Here is a 26763-nt window from a genome sequence, read left to right on the forward strand (position 1 = left end):
AAGCTCCCTTCAAAGTAGACACTGTAAAAAGCAAACTACTTTGAAAGGGGCTTTTTTCTATGGCTAGAAAACATACCGAGGCAGAACTGTTACATTTCATTGGTTTACACCTGAAGGGTGTTCCTTATCAAACGCTTGTCGATCAGCACCATCTAAAACTATCTAACACCACTTTTATGAATTATGTCCATCGGTACCAGGACCATGGCATGGAAGGGATCCGCTACCAAAAGAATTACCGCAGTTATTCGAAAGAATTCAAGCAGAAAATTGTGGCTGAATATCTACAGACGGGTTACGGCTTTTCATACTTAGCCATTAAATATAACATTCCGTCGAAAATAACGGTAAATAAATGGGTAAACCGGTATACTGAAGGAAAAGAGAATGAGACGTATTCTCCGAAATCTGAGGTGTACCACATGACGGGTATCAAAAAAACATATGAAGAAAAATTAAAAATTGTAGAAGACTACATCGACAATCGCCTGACTTATCAGGAAGCAGCGGAGAAAAACCAGGTAAGTTACAATAACATTTATTCCTGGGTGAACAAATACAAAAAGCATGGACCGAAAGGTCTGGAAGACAACCGGGGCCGCGGGAAGCCCACAGAAATTCAAACAGCGGAAGAACGTTTGAAAGCAGAAGTAGAGACACTCAAAGCTAGAAACAAATGGCTGGAGATGGAGAACGATGCTTTAAAAAAGCGCCGAAAGATCGCTGGGAGTCTCAAATCTCAGGAGTCAGACAAGAAGCGGAATATCTGACTATTGAAGAATTAAAGCATAAATATCCGATTACCCATCTTTGCGATATACTGGGCATTGCCAGATCGAGCTATTACAAATGGCTGAAACGTGAGCCTTCAGAAGCCGAATTGAAGCGCCTAAAATTAATGCGAGCGATTAAAGAGATCCATGAGGCTTTTGGAGGAATTTACGGCTACCGGAGAATGACCATCTTTCTAAACTTCTTTAGAAGAGCAGAAGTGAATCACAAATGTATCCATCGCTTAATGAAAATCATGGGGATAGCAGCAGTCATCCGTCGGAAGAGAAAGAACTATGTGCCACACAAGGCCGTACATGTAGCGGAGAATCTGTTAAACCGTCAGTTCCACGCAGAGCATCCCATGGAGAAGTTACTGACTGATGTCACGGAGTTTCGGTTGACCAACGGGACGAAACGTTACCTGAGCGCCATTTATGACCTTGGGTCAAAGAAAATCGTGGCTTATAAAACCAGTCACCGCAATGACAACCCGTTAGTACTGGATACACTAAAGCAGATTTTGGGTGATATAAAGCCTGAAACCACCCTGATCCATAGCGACCGCGGTTCCCAGTACACCTCCCATGCTTTTAACCAGACGATTAAAAATCACGAGATCATCCATAGTATGTCCCGCGTCTCGAAATGTATTGACAACGGCCCTATGGAAGGCTTTTGGGGTACGCTCAAGGTGGAGATGTTTAACCTGGATACGTTTGACACATCAGCGTACTTAGACCAGAAAATCAAGGCATACATCGCGTTCTTCAATAATGAACGCGTCACTTTGAATATGGGGTTAACGATTCCTACGGAAGAGAAGATTCTACAAATGATTGCATAAACACTACAAAAAAGACCACACATTTTTACATGCATGGTCTAAAACAATTTGTTTTTTTACCTGTCTACTTGACAGGGGGCAGTTCAATTTTCTCAGCTACTTTTTTATTGAATATATATTTAGTTTCCTAGTTACTTAAAGAAGTGTCGCGCTGTTTCTAACGCATTTCCCTTCATGATCACTTTTCCGTATTCTCCTAAGACTTCTGTTGCAATGTCTGACTCTTCAGCAAATTCAAGTGCTATCGCAATTTCATTTTCTAAATTCGTCTCTGTCATTTTGTCTATAAAGAATACAATAGAAAGATAATATGCTTCCTCATAGTAATAAAGTGTAGATAACCCACTTTCTAAAAAGAATCTCTTGGATACTTCTAAGAAGTATTCAAAATCAGAGAATTTCAACATAATTTCTAAAGGACCTAAGTCATTTTCATCTTTATTCAACTTTTTATCTTTTTCACTTAACTGTGATTGCTTTTTCATATAATCAATAACATGTTCTAAAGCACTATCTTCTCCTTCAAAGGAGTCGAGGTCTTCACCATGACCTTTACTGATGAACAATTCCAGTCCATTTCCATTCGGCAGTACTTGAAAAGTAATTGCATCTGTTTCGTGAAATTGATCATCAACGTCTACCTCTTCTAAAATACTATAAAAGAAGTTTTCAATCTGCTTTTGATTCCCCAAAAGATCTAAAAAGGTAATCCCTCGTTCTTCTAAATCTGAATTCTCAATCAAAACACGGATTGTATTTTCGTTAATATTTTCCATTTCCATGATGCCACACCTCACTTTTATTCCTATTTCTTACTTCTATTGTAAATCAATTGTATGAATTGTAAAGGTAAACCTCTGAACTAGAGATTAACTACAACATTCTTAGTTTTTTCTATCCCACTAATTGCAACGGTTCATAAGCTATAATTATACGTCGAACACTCTTAAAAGGCAATTTTTCTGCTTACTATTTAGAAGTGGGGAAAATTACTACTAGCTTAGGACATACGGAAAAGACACACCTGCTGAAAGCTAGATGTGCCTTAATAAATAAACTAAATATTAATAGAAATTTGCTAATTCTTGAGCTCTTTGAAGTTCAATCGCTCGTACTTCTCTTGGCAAGAATCTACGAATTTCATCTTCATTATAACCAACTTGCAATCTCTTCTCATCAAGGATGATTGGACGACGTAAAAGTCCTGGATTCTCTTGGATTAGTTTGAATAATGTATTCAAAGGCAAATCATCGAGATCCACATTCATTTGTTGAAATGCTTTTGAACGAGTCGAAATGATTTCTTCAGTTCCTTCTTCAGTCATTTTTAAGATTCCTTTAATTTCTACCTCGGTTAAAGGTTCAGAAAAAATGTTGCGCTCTGAATAAGATATATCGTTTTCTTCTAGCCATGCGCGAGCTTTACGGCAAGAAGTACAGCTTGGTGAAGTATATAGAGTTACCATACTGGATCTCCCCTTTCCTATAAGCAATGTACTTATCTTTATAGCTTTCATTATCTATATATTGAATTATACCTTACTTTGTGAAATAAAGCCACCCTTTTTTTAAAGTTATTTCGATTTATGTACATATATCGTTCAAAGTTTCATATGTTTTTTTGTTGAAAAATAAACGAAAGTGTTGATTCAATAGTATTGTTCATACTTTTCATTCTTTTTAAATTTTTATAGTTAGTAATAATTACAATCTAAAGGAGTCTCATTTGTAATATTTGTTATAAGTTTTTAATCTTGTAACATTGTTTTCACTTCACAATCTATTGTTAAAAACGGTGTATTCCCTTGCTCAAATAAGCTATAATAAGAAAGTAATGAACAGGAGAGTGATTTAGAGTGAAGAAAAAAGTTTTTTCAGGTGTTCAACCTAGTGGAATACCTACAATTGGGAATTATATAGGTGCGATGAAACATTTCGTTGCTTTACAAAACGAATATGATTGTACTTATTGTATTGTGGATCAACATGCAATTACGGTTCCTCAAGATCCAAAGATACTAAACGAAAGAACCAGAGGCCTAGCAGCCCTTTACCTAGCTTTTGGTATTGATCCAGTTAAATCTATTATATTTATCCAATCAGAGGTGCCTGCACACGCACAAGCGGCTTGGATCGTTCAGTGCAATACGTATATAGGCGAATTGGAACGGATGACCCAGTTCAAAGATAAAGCTGGCAAGCAAGAATCAGTATCAGCTGCCTTACTGACGTACCCACCTCTGATGGTTGCTGATATTATTTTGTACAATACAAATATTGTCCCCGTTGGTGAAGATCAGAAGCAACATATGGAATTAACTAGAAACTTTGTTCAACGATTCAATAACAAATATGGTGCAGGAGAAGATTTACTTGTTCTTCCAGAACCTTTTATTCAAAAAGAAGGTAGCCGAATCATGAGTCTACAAGAACCTACTAGTAAAATGAGTAAATCTGACACTAATAAAAAAGGCTATATTTCTATTTTGGACGAACCTAAAGTAATTATGAAAAAAATAAAGAGTGCAGTTACTGACTCTAGTGGTATCATTGAATACGACAAAGAAAACAAACCTGGTATTTCAAATCTTTTAACTATTTTCTCAGCTTTCAGTGGAAAAACCATAAAAGAATTGGAAGCAGAATTTGCAGATAGTGGGTACGGAAATTTTAAAGAACAACTAGCAAATGCTGTTATTTCAGAACTAGAACCCATTCAAAATAAATATTATGAGTTGCTTGAATCAGAAGAACTAGATATTATTTTGACAGAAGGTGCAAACCGCGCTTCTGCTATTGCAAACACAACGTTATCTAAAATGGAACAAGCAATTGGATTAGGAAGATAAAAAGATTCACTGAAAAATAGGCTTTAACAGAAGACAAGCCATCTTTTTGATTTCCTATTTTTTCAGATTGAACACACAATCATAATGAGGTGGCTTATAAAAATGAATTATCTATGGTTAACGATTAAAGGCATGTTAATTGGTATTGCTAATATTATCCCCGGAGTCAGTGGAGGTACAATGGCTATATCGTTAGGTGTCTACGACGATTTAATTTTCTCCATCGCCAATCTATTAAAAGATTGGAAAAACAGTTTACGAATTCTTGCTCCCATTATCATAGGGCTCGCAGGAGGAATTGTCGCTTTTTCTTACTTAATTGAACTATTACTTAGCCAGTATACACTTCCAACTGCATTAGCGTTTATTGGATTAATATTGGGAGGAATTCCAATATTATGGTCTTCTCTAAAAGAATCACTTCGAACTAAACAGACTACTTTGTCTTTCAAACACCTTCTTGTATTTTTAGTTTCCTTTGCATTAGTTGCAGGAATGGCATTGATTCAAGAAAGTGATGCAAGTCTTTCTTCTTTCGACTTTACTTTTAGTAATGTTATCCTTCTCTTCTTTATCGGAGTGATTGCTTCTGCAACAATGGTTATTCCTGGAGTAAGTGGTTCATTGGTTTTGATGGTGTTAGGATTCTACTACAACATCCTTAACACGGTAACAGATTTTGCAAATGCACTTCGTACCTTAGATTTTAACGGGTTATTGTATGGGGTTGGACTGCTCCTTCCATTTGGAATTGGAATTCTGTTAGGAATCTTTTTCATCAGTAAATTAGTCAGCTATTTATTTAAAAATCTTCCCGTAATGACTTATAGTGCTATTTTAGGATTAGTATTAGCTTCTCCGTTGGCTATTTTAATCAATACCAATGCCCTCAATCGTCTAGAAGAACCAAACGGGGGAATCTTTATCATCATCGGTATTGTATTGCTAATTGGCTTTGCGTACGTAACATACGTATTAGGTAAAACAGATGAGCCTAAAAAAATTAAATAAAACAAAAAAGTTTCAGAAACAAATAAAATTGTTTCTGAAACTTTTTTATTTTGAACTTTTTTAAAAAAATTCGTTATATAATTTTTGATAGATGGTTTCAGCTTCATGATCAAATACTACAAAATAAACTTTTTCAATATCTTGAAAAGATGCTAATGAAAGCTGCTCAACTACCGTATGAAAAGCAATCGTTGCAGCCTCTTTTATTGGATAACCATATATTCCTGTACTAATAGAAGGAAAAGCAATGGTTTTTACTTTTTTCTTTATCGCTTCGTTCATGGAGTTTTGATAACAACTCTTCAAAAATTCCGGTTCTTGATGACTTCCATCTTTGTAAATTGGACCTACCGTATGGATAACATACTTGGTATCTAGACGATATCCCTTTGTTGTCTTCGCCTCACCCGTATTTGCACCGCCAAGTTTTTTGGTTGCTTCTAATAACTGAGGTCCGGCAGCACGATGGATCGCTCCATCTACACCACCCCCACCTAATAAACTTTTATTTGCAGCATTTACAATCGCATCTACATGCAGTTGGGTGATATCCCCCCGCACAATCTCTATTCGATTTGCTATTTCTTCCACTTGAAAGGGTTCCATTTTCTAGTTATTTTCCTTTCCTTTTTATATTAAAACAAGGAATCAACAATTTCTTCAGCTGTTACATTTCCAAAATATTTTTTCAAGTCAAGGTTACTTAGAACAGCCTTTACATCTTCTTTCGTATATTTCGCTCCAATAAGAGCCTCTTCCACGTCAGCAATTTCTCCTAGTCCAAAAAAATCTCCATAAATTTTAGAGTGGGAAATTTTACCTTTAGAAATATTAAAATGAAAATCAATACTTCCGATTGCGAATCGTTTTAACGTTTCGATTTCAAATTTGGGTGATTTTCCGTAGTTCCAATCCCAATTATTAAAATATTCTTCACGAATTTCGTATACTCGTTTCCAATCTTCCTCTGTTAACTTATATTCCTTCACATCTTCTCGTTTTTCTACTTCAAAGATGTGTAGCAACATCAAATCACGGAACTCTTCTGTAGATAAATCTTTATATTGCTCATCTAAGAACGGTTTGATATTCGTTACACGGCTCCGAATGGATTTTATTCCTTTAGATTCAATTTTGTCCTTTCTTGGCTTCAATGCATTTGTAATAGCATCCAAATCGGAATCAAATAAGATCGTTCCATGAGCAGTCATCCGTCCATTAGTAGAATACATGGCGTTACCAGAGAATTTCTTCTCCCCAATGGTTAAATCGTTCCGTCCTTTGAGAGCCGCATCTTTAACACCAACACTATGTAAAAACCCGATAACTGGCTCAGTAAATTTAGCAAAATCTCGGAATGAGTTGCCATCGTCTTCTGTAATAAAGCAGAATGAGAAGTTCCCATGATCATGATAAACGGCTCCTCCACCTGACATACGTCGAACAATATGAATGCCATTTTCTTCTACATATTTCTGGTTAATTTCAGCAATCGTATTTTGATTTCTACCGATAATGATAGATGGCTCATTAATATAAAAAAGTAAAATAGGTTCATCCATTGCTTTCTCTTTCAATAAATAAGTTTCTAAAGCAATATTTACACTTGGATCAAATTGATTTTGGTTGTCTACGAAATACATTTTATCGACTCCGATCTTTTCTATACATTTTTTATATGCTTATTTTTTTACCTTGCACTGCTAATGACACAGGTACAGGCCCTGCTGCGGCTTGTGTTTCTTTCAAAAGTTTCTGCCAATCTCCTTCTGGTGGAAGGTGAGTCAAGACTACTTCTTTTACATTTGCCGACTGTGCAAGCGTACCAACTTCCTTAGAAGTCATATGAATAGGTGGATGTTCTCCTTCTTGAAAGAAATTTGTATCTGCTAATAGTAATTCAGCATTTTTTGAAAAAGGAATAAATTCTTCCATATAACCAGAATCTGCTGTGAAAACCAGCTTCTTATTTGTTTTTATTTCAGTAATTTGTAAAGCAAAGCATGGGACCGGGTGAATGGTTCTCAAAAATTCAATATGAAAAGGCCCAATTTCTATTTTTTCTTTTCCACTATAATTCACACCCTTTGTAACTTCAGGATGTGTGCGTAATTTGTGTAACTCAGATTCTGCATGCCCATAAATCGGCAACACACTTTTTTCTTTTTTATCAAACCGTTCTTTTAAAAGAAAAACATGTTGTAAAACACCTAAATCTGCAATATGGTCCGGATGATAGTGAGTGAGAATAACGGCATCAATGTCTAAAGGATCCATTTGTTGTTCCAAAGCAAGTACTGCATTGCTTCCCACATCAATCAATAAGTGAAAATGATCCGATTCTAATACGTAAGAACTTGTACCAATCCCTTTACTTGGATATCCTCCCATAAAACCTAAAATAGTTAATTCCATCTTCCTACTCTCCTTTCCTTTATATTTGTTGTTAGAATTATTATAACATCTTCTGACAAGAAGCTCCTCCCCAAAAAAATAACTCTCTAGATTTCTAAAAGAAGAAATCTAGAGAGTTGTTTTATTACATCTTTGTTGAAGTGGACTGGAGTAAGGGACTATTCGTTCGTTCTCTCATGTAGGTAATGGCTGCTTGAGCTAACTCTTTTCCTTCTGCAATTGCATTAGGTAAGCCATACCCTCTCAGTCCATTCCCACCTACAAAAATTCCACGTTGTCTAAAAAAGTTATCTAATCGATATGTATTTCCCTCCAGAACCTGCCGATCTTCTGGTAGTAAATGTGGTATCGCATGCTGCCAACGAAAGACCCGTGCAAAATGATAACTTCCTTCTAATCCCATAATTTGAGTCAATTCTTTTTCAATAATAGAAAGAATTGTTTCATCATCTAATTGTATCAACGTCTCCTCTTGACGACGACCAAATTCAACTAACAAATAATCATACTCAGAATCTTTAAAAGAAGACCATTTCCGATTTAGTATAGTAGTCTTCGTAATATGAAATGAACTTCTTTTAGGAATTACAAAACCATACCCCTTTGGAAATTTAGTAATCGTTCCTTTTTAAATTGAAAAAGAATCGTACACATACTGGAAACAATTGGTTTGGGAATGAGTTCTGATTCTTTCCATCTCTTATCTAGAATTTGATGGGATTCTGTCAATGGAATAGACGAAATAACACTTCCTACTCGAATTTCTTCTGTTTCATTAACTTTTAAGAGTACAAGACCTTGATCCAACATTTCCATTCCCGTTACTTGCTTTCCAGTCTCTATATACGCTTCTGTTTGTTGTTTTAAACGATCTACAAAAACTCTCATCCCATTCAATAAGTTAAATTCGTTTCCAGGCTTATCTTTGTAGGGTTCAATTTTTTCTTTTATATTATTTAGTGGTTCATCTGAATATTCAAATAAATCAATTAAGTTTGGGTCAAAAAAATTAGGTGGACATAACTCCATAGACCCATATATATTCTCTGGATAATGTGGATAGGCAATAAAGGTGGCTGCCTCTTTACAAAGACGATACTCTAAAAATTGACTAGTTGAAATAGAATATGTTTCACTCTTTTTTTGTTTATGAAAAGATCCATTGATGATCACTTTTAATTTATCATGTAAGGTTAATCCACGATCATGTAAAAAACCTGTTCTACGAATCGGAACTCCATGATAGGTTGGTTTTTCATTATAAATAAAATCGTGTCCATTATATCGATCAGATTTTCCGCTGATGCTGTATTGAATTTCTGCAGATAATCCTAGTTCCTCTAAAAAAGGACGAATATCTTCTCTACGAATATCAAAACTGGCTGCTCCAACATCAATCGAATGACCTTCCATTTCAATAGTTTTCACCATACCGCCTATTTTATTACGTCTTTCTAAAAGAATAAAATTAAAAGGTAATTTTTCTTTTTGGATCGCCTTGTTGATTTCATAAGCGGCTGTTAATCCACTGATGCCACCTCCGATAACAGCAATTCTATTTTTAGCTCGTTCCATTTAGTGACCTCATCTTTATCTGTATTTTAAAATATTTATCCTATTTCAAATTATCATACTCTAAGTTCGATAACAATGATGTGGACAGTTTATGACAATTATTTTAAAAAAACTAAAAGAATAGTTATCTTGCTAATAAACAAAAAAGTCCCTTTCCTATAAGGAAAGAGACTTTAATATGAATTAGTTATTTAAAGCAGCTTTTGCTTGTTCTGCAATTGCAGTAAATGCTTTAGCATCATGAACAGCTAAATCAGCTAGCATTTTGCGGTTCATTTCAATTTCAGCAAGTTTCAAACCGTGAATCAATGTGCTATAGCTCATTCCGTTTAGACGAGCAGCTGCATTAATACGAGTAATCCACAATTTGCGGAAATTACGTTTTGTCTGACGACGATCTCTGTATGCGTACATATAAGATTTCATTACTGCTTGTTTTGCTGTTTTAAATAATGTATGTTTTGAACCATAATACCCTTTAGCAAGTTTTAGTACTTTCTTGCGGCGTTGACGGGTAACTGTTCCACCTTTAACACGTGGCATGGTAATTCCTCCTTATGAGAACAATTTGTTCTCTCCTGTATAATTAGTTAGTTTTTATTATTTCATTTGTGACAATTGTTGGCTAATACGTTTCATATCAGATTCATGAACCATTGATGGTTGACGTAACTGACGTCTTTGTTTCTTTGTTTTTCCGTGGAATCTATGACTTGTAAACGCGCTGAAACGTTTTAGTCCGCCGTTACCAGTTCTTTTGAAACGTTTAGCAGAGCCACGGTGTGTTTTTTGTTTTGGCATTTCTCTTTCCTCCTAAAGTTTTCGTTATTTCTCTGTTTTTGGAGCGAGCATTAGGAACATACTTCTGCCGTCCATTTTTGGATATGTCTCGATTGTTGAAAGCTCCTTTAATTCGGATGCTAAACGATCAAGAACTTTACGTCCAATGTCTTTATGCGTAATTGCTCGTCCCTTAAAGCGGATAGAAGCTTTTACTTTGTCACCATTTTCCAGAAACTTCTGTGCATTACGCAGTTTAGTTTGGAAATCATGTTCATCAATGGTAGGACTCAGTCTTACTTCTTTAACGTTTACCACTTTTTGGTTTTTACGAGCTTCCCGTTCACGCTTTTGTTGGTCAAAACGGAATTTACCATAATCCATAATACGGGCAACTGGCGGATTTGCATTTGGTGATACTAATACTAAATCCAAGTTTGCCTCTTCTGCTAATCGAAGTGCGTCAGCTTTCGATTTAACTCCTATTTGTTCACCACTGCCACCAATCACGCGAATTTCGCGTGCTCGAATACCGTCATTCACCATCATATCTTTAGCTATGGTCATTCACCTCCATAAATTTTGAGAGAAAAGTGCAAAAAAATGGCGGATCCCATGACCCGCCATTACAAACACCACAATAGACTTCACTGTGGAAAACTTGTATCTATCTAGCCCAAGGACGCATTCGTCAACTTAGGCGAGAAGCGGGTGCTTCTGCTTTCATTTCTCAACTTTTATAGTATACAAGGTTCCTTGCTATTTGTCAAATCATTTTTATTTTTTTATTGCATTTCTAATGCAGTCAAAGCAATATCACCAACGGCTTTTGCTGCTACTAATAAAGCTTTTTCGTTTACATCAAATTTCGGATGATGATTGAGGTATACTTCTTTTGCTTCCGGTTTGCAGCCGACATTAATAAAGCAACCAGGGATTTTTAATAAGTATTGACTGAAATCTTCCCCACCGGTAGAAGGCGGTGAATCAATTGCTTGAGTCATATATTCTCCAACACCATGGTCTTCAAGACTTTTTATTGCTTTAGCAGTTTGTTCAGGATGATTATATACAGGCGGATAATCCCAAAGAAATTCCACTTCTGTTTTGACATCAAAACTCTCTTCCAAACCTTTTACTAATTTACGAAGTTCTATTTCAATTTTTTCACCCACTGAAACATCCATGTATCGGGCATCTCCACGTAAAATTAAGTTGTCTTTAATTACATTACTAGCACCTGCCCCTTCAAATGAACCAATGGTGACTACAGCCATATCATATGGGTTCACTCTTCGAGAAACGATGGTTTGAAGATTCATCACTAAGGAAGAAGCTGCTACAATCGCATCATTAGCAGTATGAGGCATAGAACCATGCCCACCTTTTCCTTTTATCTTAATAGATAGATCACTACAGCCAGCAAAAGCCCAGCCACTTGTATAGAATACTTCTCCCACATCATGTGTTGGAAAGAAATGAATTCCATAAATTTCATCGACATCATCTAATAGCCCAGAATCAACAATACTTTTTGCTCCCGCTGGTGCCATTTCTTCTGCATGTTGGTGAACAATTTTAATCGTTCCATTCCACTGATCTTTCAACTGGATCAAACAGTCCGCTAATACCATCATATAGGCAGTATGTCCATCATGACCACAAGCATGCATCACTCCAGGATTTTTTGAAGAAAAAGGTAAATCGGTTTCTTCTAGAATTGGTAAGGCATCAAAGTCTGCACGTAAAGCAATTGTTCTTCCAGGTTTTTTACCTTGTATGTCTACTACGATTCCATACCCATTTCCTACATTACGATGGACTACAACATCTTTTCCTTCATAATAGCTAGCAATCGTATTGGCTGTTTCTTTTTCTTGAAACGAAATTTCTGGATTTTCATGAAAATGGCGACGAAGAGAAATCATTTCTTCTTCTTTTTCAGAGAGTAAGTTCATTAATTGTTCACGTATCATTCAATCATCCCTTCCTTTTATATCATCAATTAACTGAAGTTTTTTATTTCTGCATCCACTTGCTCTAAAAACTCAACGAGTGGGAATGTATTGGTTTCTTTTGAACCATAGCGACGAACCGTTACCGTTCCTTCTTCCAGCTCTTTATCACCAATTACTAGTTGATATGGAATTTTTTCGGTTTGAGAAGCACGTATTTTATATCCCATTTTCTCATTGCGTTCATCCACGTTTACACGCATTCCTAATTGGTCCATTTGAGTTTTTATTTCATAGGCTTTATCTGTATGCATCTCCAAATTAACGGGAATAATCGTTGCTTGTACAGGAGCCAACCACGTTGGGAACGCACCTTTGTACTCTTCTATTAAGTAAGCAACGAATCGTTCTAGTGTAGAAATAATCCCGCGGTGAATTACAACTGGTCGATGTGTGTTTTCACCATCTTCTCCTACGTACGTTAGATCAAAACGTTCGGGTAGAAGGAAATCTAACTGAACAGTAGATAGTGTTTCTTCAATACCAATCGCAGTTTTCACTTGAACATCTAATTTAGGACCATAGAAAGCTGCTTCGCCAATGGCTTCAAAGTATTCCATTCCCATTTCATCCATTGTTTCCTTCAGCATCGCTTCCGCGTTGTTCCACATATCATTGTCATCAAAATATTTTTCAGTATTATTTGGATCACGATAGCTTAGACGGAAACGATAATCTGTAATATCGAAATCTTCATAAACCCCAAGCATCAATTCGATTACACGTTTAAACTCATCTTTGATTTGATCCGGACGTACAAATGCATGAGCATCATTCAAAGTCATTTCACGAACACGTTGCAGTCCAGATAGAGCACCACTCTTTTCATAACGGTGCATCATTCCTAATTCAGCGATTCGAATAGGTAATTCCCGATAACTGTGTATATCATTTTTGTAAACCATCATATGATGAGGGCAGTTCATTGGACGCAATACGAGTAATTCACCATCTCCCATATCCATCGGTGGAAACATATCTTCATGATAATGATCCCAATGTCCTGATTTCTTATAAAGCTCCACATCCGCCATAATAGGCGTATAGACATGCTGGTAACCTAAGCTAATCTCTTTATCAACAATATATCGTTCAATCGTACGACGAATGGTAGCTCCTTTAGGTAGCCAAATAGGTAACCCTTGTCCAACTGTCGAGTTCGTCATAAATAAGTCTAGTTCTTTTCCAAGTTTACGATGATCACGCTCTTTTGCTTCTTCTCGTATTTTTAAGAATTCAGCTAAATCTTTTTTGTTGAAGAAAGCTGTTCCATAGACACGTTGCATCATTTTATTATCTGAATTCCACGCCAGTATGCTCCTGCTAATGAAAGTAGTTTGAATACTTGAATACGGCCGGTTGTAGGAACATGGACACCACGACACAAATCAGTAAAGTCATCTTGCGTATATACAGTCAGAACTTCGTCTTCTGGTAAATCATTAATTAATTCAACTTTGTAAGGATCTTCTTTAAATAATTCTAATGCTTCCTCTCGTGTTACGGTTCCACGAACAATAGGATAATTAGCCTTTACAATATTCATCATTTCTTTTTCTACCAATGGAAGTTGTTCCTCAGTAAGTTGTTCAGATTTATCCGTATCATAGTAGAAACCAGTTGCGATAGCTGGACCTACTCCAAAATGAATTTCAGGGAAAAGTCGTTTTAAGGCATGTGCCATCAAGTGAGCGGTAGAGTGACGCAAGATTCCTAATGCATCCTCATGCTCTGGTGTAATAATTTCCAAATCACCATCTGTTTCTAACGCTTGATGATAATCGATCAATTCTCCATTAAATTTACCTGCTAAACCTTTTTTAGCTAGGCTTTTACTGATACTTTGTGCAATTTCTTGAACACTGCTACCTTTTTCAAAACTTTTCTTGTTTCCATCTGGAAATGTAATTTCTATTTCTGACATCGAATTCTCTACCCCTTTATTTTTTTATAAAAAAAATCCCATTTCTGAATACAATTGCATTCAGAAATGGGACGTAATGTACGTGGTTCCACCCAAAGTTTAGTCTTCTTTTTGATATATAAATCATCAAAAAAATTGACTCTCTTAGTCGCTATAACGGGCAGCCCGGACTTTTCTATTCCTTATATTCTTCAAAAAGTCTCTCAAAAGTGGTCCAATAAAAAGTACATTAGGATGTCTCAGCCGTCCATCCCTCTCTTTAAATGAAATCTTTTTATGGGTGTCTTTCTCATTGATTTGTTTTGTTTTTAATATAGCTATTAAACCATTAACGTGATCAAAAAGCAAGGATCACTCTTGTAAACGACGATTTTTCCCGGTCATTTTAACTTGTTTAGATAAATACAGAACGCGCTCCATTAACCTCTTTGCTTTAATCGGCTCATCTTCTCCACGATTCCCTACTCGGAAATGCTCTTCTAATTCTTTAAAATTAAGATTAGAAGAAAAGAAAGTAGGTAGCTCCTCTTGCATTCGATACTGTAAAATAACTCCTAATACTTCATCTCGTACCCAAGTAGAGTTAATATCTGCTCCAATATCATCTAGCATTAATACTTCTGCTTTTTTGATAACATCTAATTTTCCAGAAACGGAATTATCCGCTATGGAAGCTTTCATCTCTTGAGTGAAAGTAGGGTAATGCATCAAGGTTGTAAGATGTCCTCGAAGAGAAAGTTCATAGGCAATCGCACCTAGTAAGTATGTTTTCCCTACTCCAAAAGGTCCATAAAGATACATTCCACGGTGATGGGCATGGGGTTGATCGGCATAGCTTTCAATAAAATCAAATGCAAAGTCTAATACCTCCATACGATCACTCGTCTTTAAAAATTTATCCATCGTAGCAGAACGAACATCTTTGGGAACGTTAATCGATTGAATACGTCCACGTAACTCTCTTTCTTTTTCTTTCTTAATGGTTTCAGCGGTCGGTCGGTAAACTACATCGATATATCCAGCATTTAAAGCTAAATGAGGCTCATATCCAGGATTTTGACCGATTTTCCCTTGTTCCAATTTATTTTTCTCATTTAAAAATTCATATAATTTTGAATAACTATTTGAAATCATTTCTTGAGATAGGAGTTCTTGATGCTCATCAAAAAATGCTTGGATGGCTGGATCTGCATGAACCGACTCAATCATCTCTTGATATTGTTTACTAATTTTGGGATCACTCATATACTTTCGAAATCCCTTTCCAACATGGTCCATCATTTATCTCCTGCCTTTCCAGCATCTCTAAACTTCTTCAAGCGTTCATTTAATTTTTCTTGTACGTCATCTGGGAGTAACTCTTCTGAATGAACAGCATTTTCTCCCGTAGCCCATTCCGGTAGTTTCTCAATTTTTCGAACTACATTTTTACCATAATAAGTGGCAGTAGAACGTTTTTCTTGTCTACGTTCTGCACTAGCTATTTTCTCTCCAACAAATTGTTTTGATTTTTCAATCGCTTGTTCCGGTAGCTCCACATTAGATTGAGTCCAATCATTAGCAATTGCCTCCGCTACCCCTTTGCTCATTGTAGGTTTTTGTTGAATCACTAACATATAATAAATCAACATATTTAAAACAGCTGGACTAATACTATGTTCATCAAGAAGAACTTTTAATAGTTTCTTTTCATTAGCCGTTACCGTTCCTTTTTTCTGATTTTTTATATCAGTAATAAATTCAATCGGACTAAATCGTTCACTCATGCTAATTAACTTGATTTCTTTTTCTGTATACCCAGATTTTTTAAGTTCTGCTTTGCGGTCAACTGATTTTGATTTAGTTTTTTCAATTTCTTTTTCAACTTTATCTTGTACTTTATGACCGGAAGACCCTTTCCTACCATAAGCTTCTGCAACTTCATTCTCTAATTCTTTTCTATCTACAATGCCGGTCTCTAAATTAGTAGCACGAAGAACAAAGGATGAGATACCCATTTCATCAATTCCATACAAGGTATGCAGCACTGTAATTGTCTTCTTCAACTCTTTTGTGAGGGCTCCTTCGCTGAAATATTCTTTTTCTAGAAGTTGTTCTAAAAAAGAAAAATCAAAGGAATTTTCTTGAATTTGAGGTACGTTCCCTTGTTGAGAGCCAATCAATTGCAGACCACTTTCTGAATGATTCTGAGAAATTTCTCCCTGTTGTTGATAAGAGTTTTCTGAAAAATCATAGACACTTAAAAATGATTTCGTAATGTCTTTCAAGTTCTTTTGATTTCTTTTTTGAATACTAAATCGTTCTTGCAAGGCCAACAACTTTCTTTCCCCCACTCGATCGAGTAATAGGAGACGTAAAAGATCATCTTCAAAGAAGTGTTTGCTACTTACGGGAGGACAAGGTTCATAGACATACTCTTTGTCTGTGCCTTCTTGCATATAGGTCTTTAAAAGACCAATTCCTTCCAAACGAACCCTCGCTTGGTAAAATTCAGGAATTCCCATTCCCAGAAGAGAAAATAATTCCGAATGTAAATGTTCTCTACTACGTGATGTGTGTTCATCTACCTCGGAAAGAAGGGTCATATAAAGGCTATACGCATGAGAACCAATAATTGGTTGGTAGAGGAACGTTATTATTTTTTTGTCTATATCAGTAATAAAACAATTTTGTTGAATTAAGAAAGAGTCTTTTGGACTCAAACTTTTCCACGGATAACTCATTTCTAACGACCCTCTTCATTCAATGGTAAATCTTTTTCATTATTTTCTTTAGGAAGTTCTTTTTCTGGTTGTTCACCATTCATTTTCTTTTCCATATTTTTTAATTCTTCTAAAAACGTTTTTCGGTCTGAGAATTGACGGTATACACTAGCAAAACGAATATAAGCAACATCATCAATCATTGCCAACTTATCCATCACATATTCTCCGATTTCCATACTAGGAATCTCATTTTCTCCTAGAGCACGAATTTCTTTTTCTACTTGGGAAACGATATCTTCTAACTGCTCCAAAGCAATTGGACGCTTTTCTGAAGAACGAATTAAGCCACGTAACAATTTTTCTCGATTAAATTCTTCACGTGTTCCATTTTTTTTGATAACGAGGAGTGGCGTTTGTTCAATTCTCTCAAAGGTCGTAAACCGATGATGACATTTTTCGCATTCTCTTCTGCGCCGAATAGAATTACTTTCTTCCACCGGACGGCTGTCTACAACTTTTGAACCGTTGTACTGGCATTTAGGACATTGCATCTTTTCGACCCCTTTCTACATGGTTTTATTAACGTTAGTATAGCATATTTCCATGCCAAAAAAGTCTATTTCCTTGCTTATTCCAGTAAGCTAGCATTTTCTTTCAGCCAAGAATCCAATTGGAGATATGTATCTTCAATACTTCCACTATTATTAATCAAAATATTGGCTTTTATTCTTTTTTCTTCTATTGGCATTTGAGTGTGGATTCGATCTTCAGCTTGTTCTAGCGTAAGTTTATCTCTATTCATCAATCTTTGGATTTGCAATTCTTTTGGCACGTACACTACCATAACTAGATCACAATCTATTTGATAGTTTGTTTCATACAATAGTGGAATATCCCAGACAATAAGTGGAATCCCTTCTTCAGTGAGTAATTTCGTTTTTGTTTGGATCCATTCTCGTATCAAAACATGTACGATCGAATTCAATATGTGTCGTTTTTCTTCTTGAGAGAAAACAAGTTCACCTAATCGTTTTCGATTTAAAGAACCATCTTCCAAAAGGATCTCTTCACCAAATGCTTCTACTATTCTTCGTAAACCTTCTGAATGCGGCTTGACAACTTCTCTTGCACCAACATCCGCATCTACAACAGGAATACCTTGTTCTGCCAGATAGTTAGCGACGGTTGATTTCCCTGTAGCAATTCCACCAGTTAATCCAAGTATAAATGTCAAAGAGGGGTCCCCTCCTTATCAATAGGAGTGTATGGTTGACATTGAGGGCAAAAATGCGTTCCTCTTTGAGCTACTTTTATTTTTTCAATTGGTGTTCCACAACGAGGACATGCTTCATTCTTTTTTCCATATACATGAAGGGATACTTGAAACTCGCCTGCTTCGCCTAGTGTATTTTTATACGTTCGTATCGTAGATCCACCTGCTTGAACGGCACGACCAATTACATCAATGATCGCATCATGTAACTGTTTGACTTCTATTTTTGTTAATGTATTTGCTGGTTTGAGTGGATTAATTCGTGCTTCAAAAAGGGATTCATCTGCATAAATATTACCAACTCCCGCAACAACTTGTTGATCTAAAATGGCCGCTTTGATCGTTCGTCTAGTTTTAGACAGGGTCTGTTGAAAATCACTTGTACAAAATCTTTCTGGTGTTGGTTCTGGCCCTAGTTTTCTAATAGGTTCGTATTCGTCTTGCTTGTCAATTGGAACTAATGTAAAGCGACCAAACTTGCGGACATCCAAGTAACGTAAATCTCTTCCATCTGTAAGGTGAAAAACAACATGCGTATGCTTTTTATATTCCTCTTTCCTACTCGTAACTTCATATTTCCCTTCCATCCGTAGATGAGAAATCATAGCCCAATGATCTAACAAAAAGATTAAATATTTTCCTCTTCGTTCAATCGTATGAATCTTTTCGCCCTTTAATTTCTCTGCAAATTTTTGTGATGAAAATGGTGGAGTAATCATTCGACTCCAAAAAACATCAACGTGTTCTATAGTAGACCCTGCCACTAATGTGTTCAACCCTCGTCTTACCGTTTCAACCTCTGGTAATTCTGGCATCCTTTCTCCCCCTTTACTCGGTTCAGAATAAAGAGAAGGAAGCAGGAACGTATTTGATGTTCCCATTCTTCCTCCTCTTTTTTTATTCTATTATGCTTCGTACCAACTATCTCCGTATCCACTTTCTACAATCAAAGGTACTGTTAAGGAAACAGCTTGTTCCATTACTTCAGGAACTAATTTTTCCAAAATAGGGATTTCTTCTGCGGGACATTCGAATATTAGTTCATCGTGTACTTGTAAAAGCATATTTGCTTGTAGATTTTTTTCTTTTAAAACTTCTTGCATACGAATCATTGCTACTTTAATGACATCCGCTGCGGAACCTTGTATAGGTGAATTGATAGCAGTACGTTCTGCAAAGGAACGCAAATTAAAATTACTACTATTAATATCTGGTAAATATCGCCGACGATGGAATAACGTTTCAACAAATCCAGTTTCCTTTGCTTCCTTAACGATAGATTCCATATACCTTTTAATTCCTGGGTATTTTTCAAAATAACGATCGATAAATTCCTGAGCTTTTTTACGTGTAATTCCTAAGTTTTGAGAAAGTCCATAGTCACTAATTCCATAAACAATTCCAAAGTTTACTGCTTTTGCCTGACGACGCACATTTGCGGTAACTTCTTCTGGATCACTAATTCCAAAAACTCTCATAGCGGTAGAACTATGAATGTCTTGTCCTTCAATAAAAGCTTCTTTCATGTGGTCATCTTCTGAAATATGCGCTAAAATTCTTAATTCAATCTGAGAATAGTCAGAAGCAAATATTTTCCAGCCCTCTTTTTGAGCAACAAAAGCTTGACGAATCTTTCTTCCTTCTTCCATTCGAATCGGAATGTTTTGTAGATTCGGTTCTGTTGAACTTAGTCGTCCTGTTTGGGTTAGCGTTTGAACATACATCGTATGAATTTTACCCGTTTCTGGTTTGATGCACTTCAATAAACCTTCTACATACGTTGATTGAAGTTTTGCTAACTGACGATAATCTAAAATCATTTGAGCAATAGGTGCTTCACTGCTAAGTTTTTCTAGAACGTCAACGGCTGTTGAAAAGCCGGTCTTTGTTTTTTTAATCGGCTTTAGTCCCATTTTTTCAAATAAAATGACACTTAGTTGTTTAGGTGAATTTACATTGAACTCTTCTCCTGCTTCGATATGGATGTTTTTTTCCATTTCTAACAGTCGTTCTGAGAATTCTTCTTTCATAATTTCTAAACGTTCTGGCTCTACTTTGATTCCCGTAATCTCCATGTTTGCTAGCACTAGGGCCAAAGGAAGTTCCATGTCAAAGTATAAATCTTGTTGATTATTTTCTTTTAATTCATCAATTAGTTTTTGATTTAGTTCTAGAATTGCTTTTGCTTTACGAGCTACGTGCTTAAACAAAACTTCTTGTTCAGAAGGAACAGCTTTCTTTGCTCCTTTTCCATAAATGACTTCATCAACAGATACATCAAAATATCCATGTTCTTGTGCCACTAAAGCCAAGTCACGACCACTGTCATTCGTATTAATCGTATAAGAAGCAAGTAACGTATCAAACTCAATCCCTGAAATTTCTATTCCGGCATAATGCAACATTACAATCGTTCGTTTTGCATCATATACCATTTTTTTCTTAGTTTGATCTTCAGCCCACTCTTTGAACGCTTGACTTTGGAAAACTACATCTGGTTCGGCTACATAAAGATGTTCTTTGTCTCCCCAACTAATCCCCACGATGGTTCCATAATGGTAATTGTTTTCCAACATTTCTACGTATAGAGACATTTCATCACTAAAATGTTCTGGAGTAATGGTATCTACTTTTGTGTACGTAATTTCATTAAATTCTTCCGATAAATCATCCTCACTAAGATCCAAATCTTGTAAAAAGGTACGGAAATTCATTTCACGATAAAAAGAAACTAATTTTTCAGTATCTCTTTCTTCCAAGGCTAATGAATCCAAGGTTGGTTCAACGGGAGTATCCACATCAATGGTTGCTAGTTTTTTACTTAAAAAAGCATTTTCTTTATCAGCAATTAAATTTTCTTTCATTTTACTTTTCTTCATACCATCGACATGTTCATATATATTTTCTAGTGAACCATATTCTTTTAAAAGCTTCAGTGCTGTTTTGTCACCAACTTTACGAACACCAGGATAATTATCCGATGCGTCACCACTTAGCCCTTTCATATCAATAATTTGCAAGGGTTCAATTCCAAATTCTTCACGAATGGATTCTGGTGTATAAGCCTTCAAATCGGATACGCCTTTTACGGTGATATCTACCCGAGTCTTTTCAGAAGCAAGTTGCGTTAAATCACGATCTCCCGTAATAATAACAACTTCAAACCCCTCTTTTTCTGCACGTCTCGCATAGGTTCCAATAATATCATCTGCTTCATAGTTCGCAAGCTCATAGCTTTTACCACCCATTGCATCCACAAGAACTTTAAAATAAGGCCATTGTTCTGCAAGTTCAGATGGCATTTTTTGACGGCCACCTTTATAATCTTCGAAAAACTCCGTACGAAAAGTAGTTTTCCCTGCATCAAAAGCAACTAAAAGGTGAGTAGGTTTTTCGGTTTCAAATAATTTTTCCATAATTCGGTTAAAGGCAAATAGAGCATTTGTATGCAATCCATTTTGATTTTTAAAGCGGTTTAAATCTAGTAGTCCATAAAAAGAACGGAAAGCAAGGCTACTTCCATCTAATAACAATAATTTCTTATTCTCTGACATGTTTCCAACATCCTCACTTCTATATCACTATTCTTGTCTATCTATTGTCTCTATTCTAACAAACCTTCATATTAATGGAAAGCCACGGCAAAAGATGATTGATTTTTAAAAAATATCATCCTATCCTAGTGCACGTTAGGTAGCACCGGGACAGGATGACGGTTAAGTTTTTTAGCTGTTATTATATTGGTTAGCTCATTCTTTTAGTACTGTAGCTTAATAAATCTTCATATGCCGTTCCAAATTTTTGAACATCTCCAGCACCCATAAATAAAACGACTGCATTCTTATGCTTTAAAAGAGGACTCATATTATTTAGCTGCAGAACCTCAGCACCTTTTGCGATTTTACCTGCTAAGTCTTCAATAGAAACTTTTCCAGTTTGTTCACGCGCTGAAGAGAAAATATCACAAAGATAAACGGAATCCGCTAAGTTTAATGCCTCTCCAAAATCATCCATTAACGCAATAGTACGTGTAAATGTATGGGGTTGAAAAACCGCAATAATCTCTTTATCTGGATATTTTTGAGTAGCAGCATCAATCGTTGCCTTAATTTCTGACGGATGATGTGCGTAGTCATCAATGACAACCATATCTGCAACTTTTTTCTCCGTGAATCGTCGTTTCACTCCACCGAACGTTTCTAGCTGTGCTTGTACTTGCTCTTTATCAATTCCTTCTAGCCAACAAAAAGTAATAACCGCAATGGAATTTAAAATATTATGGTTTCCATAAGAAGGAATTGAGAAATGTCCATATTTTTCACCTTTGATGTATACGTCAAAGGAACTTCCTGATGTATTTTTTACGACATCTCTTACAAAAACATCATTATCTTCAGAGAACCCGTAAAAAATAATTGGATAATTTGAACTTAGTTTTCGCAAGCAAGGGTCTTCTCCGCAAGCAATGATCCCTTTTTTCACTTGAGATGAGAATTCATCAAATGCATGAAATACATCCTCAATATTTTTGTAATAATCAGGATGATCAAAGTCAATATTCGTTATAATCGCATAGTCTGGTGAGTATGCAAGAAAATGACGACGATATTCGCAGGCTTCCAACACAAAGAATTCAGCGTCTTCTCTACCAAATCCTGTTCCATCCCCAATTAGATAACTAGTTGGTTCAATCCCACCTAAAACATGTGCCAATAATCCAGTTGTACTGGTCTTTCCATGAGATCCAGTAATTCCGATACTTGTATAATTTTTAATGAATTCACCAATAAAATTATGATAACGAATGACCGTTAATCCCATTTCTTTTGCCTTTACAATTTCTTCGTGGTCATCAGAAAAAGCATTCCCAGCAATTACTGTCATTCCAGGTTTTATATTTTCTTTGTCAAAAGGATAAATTGTAATTCCTTTATCATCCAATCCTTTTTGAGTGAAAAAATATGTTTCTACATCTGAACCTGAAACTTTAAAGCCTTTTCCGTGCAAAATCATTGCTAATGCACTCATTCCAGATCCTTTAATCCCAACAAAATAATATACCTCTTCAAAAGTCATTGTTTTCCTCCACCTATTTCCAAAACAGCCACCCGTTTATATGTGTTCTAATCTGTTTATCTATTTCATTTTTATCTTTTAATTTTCAATTGAGTACCTGTTATCCTTAAAAAATAGTGATTCTTTTTCGCACAAAATTCATCACAAAGTATATCATGTTCCCATCAAAAATAAAACAAATACGGGCAGAGAGTCATTCCTTTCATTCTCTTTTAAAAGAGAATCTGTATCCTATTCAACGATTTGGAAAGATTCGTTTCATATCATACGAGAATCAATAAACGAAACCATTTATGTATATTTATCTAGTTTCTACAGGGGTATTCTCCAAAAAAATTAGTTCTTCTGTCGGAACCATAAGCTCTTGTTTAATTTTTTCGTAATCAACTACCTGCTTTTTCCGTTCAACAAAGTCTGTTTTCCATAATGAAGGGACTTCTGTAACTTTAAATGGTCGACGACTTCGATAGTAAGAATATGATTTACTATCACGCTTTTCCATATCTGCACGCCGTTTCCCTTCTGTGAAATGACTACTTTTAGGACGTTCATTTTTTTCTTGATGTTGTGAAAATCTTTTTTGATTGTGTTGAATAAACGGTACGGCTGAAGTTGCATCTAGGACACTTTCTGCTATAAAAGGTGAGTTCGGTTCTGATTGGTTGACCTCGTTAGGAAATGGATCATTTGTTTCCTCAGAATCACTTACCAAATAGTTTGGAAAAGATCTTGGAGGTACAGGCTTCTTGTACTGTTTTTTTTCATTATTTAAAAAATCACTTTGATATTGTATTGGTTTCATTCCGTTAACTCCCTTCTCAAGCAGTTGTGTTTGCTCTTATTTATTGGTGAAAGGTTTTCCAGTTTCGGCTTCAGCATCTAATACTAGAATCCCTTTTTTACCTGTTGGGTTTTCTACTCCTAATTCTTTTGCAGAGCAAATCATCCCGTAACTCTTCACCCCTCGTAATTCACCAGGCCAAATAATCATTCCATCAGGCATAACCGTTCCTGGTTTCGCTACAACAACTTTTTGACCTTTTTTAATATTAGAAGCACCACAAACGATTTGTAATACTTCTCCATTTCCTACGTCCGTTTGTGTGATATTCAAATGATCTGAATCTTCATGTGGAACGCATTCCAAAACATGACCCACCACTAATTTAGGTTCTAAATCCATCGTAATTAAATCAGGAAAACCAGCAATTTTGATTAAATTATTAACTTCTTCCGTTTCTTTATCACTCAAGAAGACTTGGCCATTTCCAGTCGGAGTAAACGTATCCGATATAGAAAACAAGTTATACGCACCCGTTTCGCCGGTTTCTTGATTGAAAATACGAGTAACAGCCCCTACTGATTTGGTTGCTACGAACTCTCGAGGGATTTGATTTTTGGTTAGTAGAAGGGTATCCCCTACTGAATCTTTATTATAAAAACTTAGCCACATTAGATGTTTCTCCTTTTGTTCCATTATTTGTTTTCTAATCGAATGTTATCATTTACTTGATTTAAAAAATCTTCGATTTCTTCTTGATGCTTTCGGTTTGGAGAAACAAATCTACCGACTTGTTCTCGTTCATGAAAGACTACAAAACTTGGTATTCCATTGACATCTAGCTCATTGGCAAAATCTAGGAATTCATCGCGATCTACTTCTACAAAAGTAAAGTCTTCGAAGCGTTGCTCGATGGCAGGAATAAATGGTTTGATATAGGTACAATCTCCACACCAAGTTGTCGTGAATACGAATACTAATTTTTTTCTAGTTTTTAATTCTGCTATTTCATTTTCATTAGTTACTTTTTTCATAGTACATCCTCCTTCAAATATTTTCTCTTTTTTTATACATTTAGTTGTTATTCATAATGGTTTCGTATGTACTTCGATCAAGCGTTTTTGCTACTTGAATAACCATTTCTTTTGCTGCTTCGTAATCATCGATTTGGAACATCGTTTGATGAGTATGAATATAACGTGCACAAACACCGATAACAGCACTAGGGACACCGTTATTCATCACATGAGCTGCTCCTGCATCAGTTCCACCTTTTGATACAAAGAACTGATAAGGAATATCATGCGTGGAGGCTGTGTCTAACAAGAACTCACGCATTCCTCTTAATGTAATCATTCCTGGATCTTGAATACGTAAAAGGAATCCTTCTCCTAAATGACCATAGGTACCTTTTTTAGTGGTCAAATCATTCGCAGGTGAACAGTCTACAGCAAAGAACAAATCAGGATCAAACTTATGTACAGCTCCTTTTGCTCCACGTAATCCAACTTCTTCTTGCACATTTGTTCCAGCAATCAGAGTATTCGGCAGCTCTTCACCTTTTAAGGCTTCTAGAGCTTCTATAAGCACCGCATTTCCATATCGATTATCCCATGCTTTAGAAATAATTTTTTTCTTATTAGCAGTCAAAATTGTTTCTACATCCGGTACAATCGTATCTCCAGGTACAACTCCAAATTCCATTGCTTCTTTTTTTGAATCAAATCCTGCGTCAAAAAGAATATCTTCGACTTTTACATCATTCTTGGAAGATGAACCTCTTAGAAGATGGGGTGGTACAGAAGAAGAAATAACAGGAATATCTTGTGTTCTTGTTTGAAGAGTGAATCGCTGTGCTGAAACCACATAAGGATTCCACCCTCCTAAAGGTACTACTTTTAACATTCCGTTATCTGTAATTTGACCTACCATAAAGCCGACTTCATCCATATGAGCCGCAATCATAATTCTTGGAGCATCTTCTTGTTTACTTTCACGTATACCAAAAATACCGCCTAATCCATCGGTTTCGATTGAATCTACAAGTGGCTCCATTTTTTCACGCATGTAATTACGAACATTACGTTCACTTCCGCTTGTCCCTTGTAATTCTGTTAACTCTTTAATTAATTGAAATGTTTTTTCTTCCATTCATTTATTGAATAACTAAAATTTTTTTAGCTATTCTTCCCCCTCTGCGCCGGTATTTTAATCTTTCACTACGTTTATTATACCGAAAGCAAAACAAAGGGGCAATATTACTGTTTTTTAAGAAAAGTATCTTTTCTAACATTGGTACGTGTATCGAATTTTATGATATACTATTTTTAGAAGTAAACGGAACCATCATGGAGGGACTATATATGTTTGAAAAATTGTGCATGAAGAAAAAGAATTTGAATCTGTCAGATAAAGAACAAATTTGTGCAGGAATCCTGTTTGCATCTGGAATCGCAATTGGCGCTAGTGTGACTGCACTTATTTACGAAAATCAAAAAAGAGTAGACGGCGACGAAATATTGGAAACGGTTAAAAAAATGTTTCTAGTAGATGGACCAATTGAGGGTTCATGGATTGAACTTCATCCTGTTCCTTTAACTCGCTTTTCGTCAGAAACGGAAGTCTATTACGGTGGGATTTCTCGTAAAGAAAAAGAAAATGATGACTTGGTTCAGTATGAATTTATTGCTGATTCCTATACCGGAACCATTCTTGATATTTATAAACTTTAATTTAAAAAA

27 protein-coding genes, 1 pseudogene and 2 other annotated features are annotated in these 26763 nt (G+C 35.9%); of the genes and pseudogenes, 5 read left to right on the forward strand and 23 right to left on the reverse strand.

Annotated features, from left to right (window positions below):
• Positions 1-59 precede the first annotated feature (59 nt).
• Together LZ578_RS09175 and LZ578_RS09180 are read left to right on the forward strand one after the other, a co-directional pair.
• Complete coding sequence (locus LZ578_RS09175) at positions 60-770, forward strand: helix-turn-helix domain-containing protein (RefSeq protein ID WP_235144866.1); 711 nt, start codon at positions 60-62, stop codon at positions 768-770.
• Positions 677-1618 carry an IS3 family transposase gene (locus tag LZ578_RS09180; protein ID WP_235144867.1) on the forward strand — a complete coding sequence of 314 codons (942 nt, stop codon included), beginning with the start codon at positions 677-679 and terminating at the stop codon, positions 1616-1618. The genes LZ578_RS09175 and LZ578_RS09180 overlap by 94 nt, the downstream gene beginning before the upstream one ends.
• 131 nt (positions 1619-1749) lie before the next feature.
• On the opposite strand, the gene LZ578_RS09185 is transcribed toward LZ578_RS09180, so the two are convergent.
• Together LZ578_RS09185 and spxA are read right to left on the reverse strand one after the other, a co-directional pair.
• Complete coding sequence (locus tag LZ578_RS09185) at positions 1750-2400, reverse strand: adaptor protein MecA (protein ID WP_235144868.1); 651 nt, start codon at positions 2398-2400, stop codon at positions 1750-1752.
• A 282-nt stretch (positions 2401-2682) separates the two neighbouring features.
• Complete coding sequence (gene spxA / locus LZ578_RS09190) at positions 2683-3084, reverse strand: transcriptional regulator SpxA (RefSeq protein ID WP_235144869.1); 402 nt, start codon at positions 3082-3084, stop codon at positions 2683-2685.
• Positions 3085-3474: 390 nt separating this feature from the next.
• Here spxA and trpS point away from each other — a divergent pair, with 390 nt between their 5' ends.
• Positions 3475-4467, forward strand: a complete 993-nt coding sequence (trpS, locus tag LZ578_RS09195) for a tryptophan--tRNA ligase (protein WP_235144870.1) — start codon at positions 3475-3477, stop codon at positions 4465-4467.
• Positions 4468-4569: 102 nt separating this feature from the next.
• Positions 4570-5478, forward strand: coding sequence for a DUF368 domain-containing protein (locus LZ578_RS09200; RefSeq protein ID WP_235144871.1), 909 nt, complete (start codon positions 4570-4572; stop codon positions 5476-5478).
• A 60-nt stretch (positions 5479-5538) separates the two neighbouring features.
• Here LZ578_RS09200 and LZ578_RS09205 read toward each other — a convergent pair whose 3' ends face one another.
• The 21 genes and pseudogenes from LZ578_RS09205 to pepA form a co-directional block, all read right to left on the reverse strand.
• Positions 5539-6084 (reverse strand): O-acetyl-ADP-ribose deacetylase, encoded by a 546-nt coding sequence (locus LZ578_RS09205; protein ID WP_235144872.1) that lies wholly within the window; start codon positions 6082-6084, stop codon positions 5539-5541.
• A 29-nt stretch (positions 6085-6113) separates the two neighbouring features.
• Positions 6114-7121, reverse strand: coding sequence for a lipoate--protein ligase (locus tag LZ578_RS09210; protein WP_235144873.1), 1008 nt, complete (start codon positions 7119-7121; stop codon positions 6114-6116).
• A gap of 31 nt (positions 7122-7152) precedes the next feature.
• Entirely contained in the window at positions 7153-7893 is a 741-nt protein-coding gene (locus tag LZ578_RS09215) for an MBL fold metallo-hydrolase (RefSeq protein WP_235144874.1), read from the reverse strand.
• Between the two features lie 124 nt (positions 7894-8017).
• Positions 8018-8392, reverse strand: a complete 375-nt coding sequence (locus tag LZ578_RS09220; protein WP_235144875.1) for a hypothetical protein — start codon at positions 8390-8392, stop codon at positions 8018-8020.
• Positions 8393-8478: 86 nt separating this feature from the next.
• Entirely contained in the window at positions 8479-9468 is a 990-nt protein-coding gene (locus LZ578_RS09225; protein ID WP_235144876.1) for an NAD(P)/FAD-dependent oxidoreductase, read from the reverse strand.
• A gap of 183 nt (positions 9469-9651) precedes the next feature.
• Entirely contained in the window at positions 9652-10011 is a 360-nt protein-coding gene (gene rplT, locus LZ578_RS09230; RefSeq protein WP_235144877.1) for a 50S ribosomal protein L20, read from the reverse strand.
• Between the two features lie 57 nt (positions 10012-10068).
• Positions 10069-10269, reverse strand: coding sequence for a 50S ribosomal protein L35 (gene rpmI / locus LZ578_RS09235; protein ID WP_235144878.1), 201 nt, complete (start codon positions 10267-10269; stop codon positions 10069-10071).
• Between the two features lie 24 nt (positions 10270-10293).
• Positions 10294-10815 carry a translation initiation factor IF-3 gene (gene infC / locus LZ578_RS09240; RefSeq protein ID WP_235144879.1) on the reverse strand — a complete coding sequence of 174 codons (522 nt, stop codon included), beginning with the start codon at positions 10813-10815 and terminating at the stop codon, positions 10294-10296.
• A gap of 25 nt (positions 10816-10840) precedes the next feature.
• Positions 10841-10977 (reverse strand) — a sequence feature (ribosomal protein L20 leader region).
• A 56-nt stretch (positions 10978-11033) separates the two neighbouring features.
• Positions 11034-12224 (reverse strand): amidohydrolase, encoded by a 1191-nt coding sequence (locus LZ578_RS09245; protein ID WP_235144880.1) that lies wholly within the window; start codon positions 12222-12224, stop codon positions 11034-11036.
• Between the two features lie 29 nt (positions 12225-12253).
• Positions 12254-14187, reverse strand: a pseudogene (gene thrS / locus LZ578_RS09250) (threonine--tRNA ligase).
• Between the two features lie 64 nt (positions 14188-14251).
• Positions 14252-14489: a binding site (T-box leader), on the reverse strand.
• Positions 14490-14538: 49 nt separating this feature from the next.
• Complete coding sequence (gene dnaI / locus LZ578_RS09255; RefSeq protein WP_235144881.1) at positions 14539-15465, reverse strand: primosomal protein DnaI; 927 nt, start codon at positions 15463-15465, stop codon at positions 14539-14541.
• On the reverse strand, positions 15465-16910 hold the full coding sequence (locus LZ578_RS09260) for a replication initiation and membrane attachment family protein (RefSeq protein ID WP_235144882.1): 1446 nt from the start codon (positions 16908-16910) through the stop codon (positions 15465-15467). The genes dnaI and LZ578_RS09260 overlap by 1 nt, the downstream gene beginning before the upstream one ends.
• Positions 16911-16912: 2 nt before the next feature.
• On the reverse strand, positions 16913-17443 hold the full coding sequence (gene nrdR, locus LZ578_RS09265; RefSeq protein ID WP_235144883.1) for a transcriptional regulator NrdR: 531 nt from the start codon (positions 17441-17443) through the stop codon (positions 16913-16915).
• Between the two features lie 77 nt (positions 17444-17520).
• Entirely contained in the window at positions 17521-18126 is a 606-nt protein-coding gene (gene coaE / locus LZ578_RS09270) for a dephospho-CoA kinase (protein WP_235144884.1), read from the reverse strand.
• Positions 18123-18980, reverse strand: coding sequence for a DNA-formamidopyrimidine glycosylase (mutM, locus tag LZ578_RS09275; RefSeq protein WP_235146441.1), 858 nt, complete (start codon positions 18978-18980; stop codon positions 18123-18125). The genes coaE and mutM overlap by 4 nt, the downstream gene beginning before the upstream one ends.
• 90 nt (positions 18981-19070) lie before the next feature.
• Positions 19071-21719, reverse strand: a complete 2649-nt coding sequence (gene polA, locus LZ578_RS09280; protein ID WP_235144885.1) for a DNA polymerase I — start codon at positions 21717-21719, stop codon at positions 19071-19073.
• A 190-nt stretch (positions 21720-21909) separates the two neighbouring features.
• Positions 21910-23241 (reverse strand): UDP-N-acetylmuramate--L-alanine ligase, encoded by a 1332-nt coding sequence (gene murC, locus LZ578_RS09285; protein WP_235144886.1) that lies wholly within the window; start codon positions 23239-23241, stop codon positions 21910-21912.
• A gap of 301 nt (positions 23242-23542) precedes the next feature.
• Entirely contained in the window at positions 23543-24043 is a 501-nt protein-coding gene (locus LZ578_RS09290; protein WP_235144887.1) for a hypothetical protein, read from the reverse strand.
• 36 nt (positions 24044-24079) lie between these two features.
• A complete protein-coding gene (ytpR, locus tag LZ578_RS09295; protein WP_235144888.1) occupies positions 24080-24694 on the reverse strand; it encodes a YtpR family tRNA-binding protein in 615 nt (204 codons plus the stop codon).
• Positions 24695-24717: 23 nt separating this feature from the next.
• Positions 24718-25056: a thioredoxin family protein gene (locus tag LZ578_RS09300; RefSeq protein ID WP_235144889.1), complete on the reverse strand. Its 339-nt coding sequence runs from the start codon at positions 25054-25056 to the stop codon at positions 24718-24720.
• Between the two features lie 40 nt (positions 25057-25096).
• Positions 25097-26173 (reverse strand): glutamyl aminopeptidase, encoded by a 1077-nt coding sequence (pepA, locus tag LZ578_RS09305; protein ID WP_235144891.1) that lies wholly within the window; start codon positions 26171-26173, stop codon positions 25097-25099.
• A gap of 212 nt (positions 26174-26385) precedes the next feature.
• Here pepA and LZ578_RS09310 point away from each other — a divergent pair, with 212 nt between their 5' ends.
• Positions 26386-26754: a PepSY domain-containing protein gene (locus LZ578_RS09310; protein ID WP_235144894.1), complete on the forward strand. Its 369-nt coding sequence runs from the start codon at positions 26386-26388 to the stop codon at positions 26752-26754.
• The last annotated feature ends 9 nt before the right edge of the window (positions 26755-26763 follow it).

Source organism: Jeotgalibaca sp. MA1X17-3 (assembly GCF_021513155.1).
Lineage (GTDB): Bacteria > Bacillota > Bacilli > Lactobacillales > Aerococcaceae > Jeotgalibaca.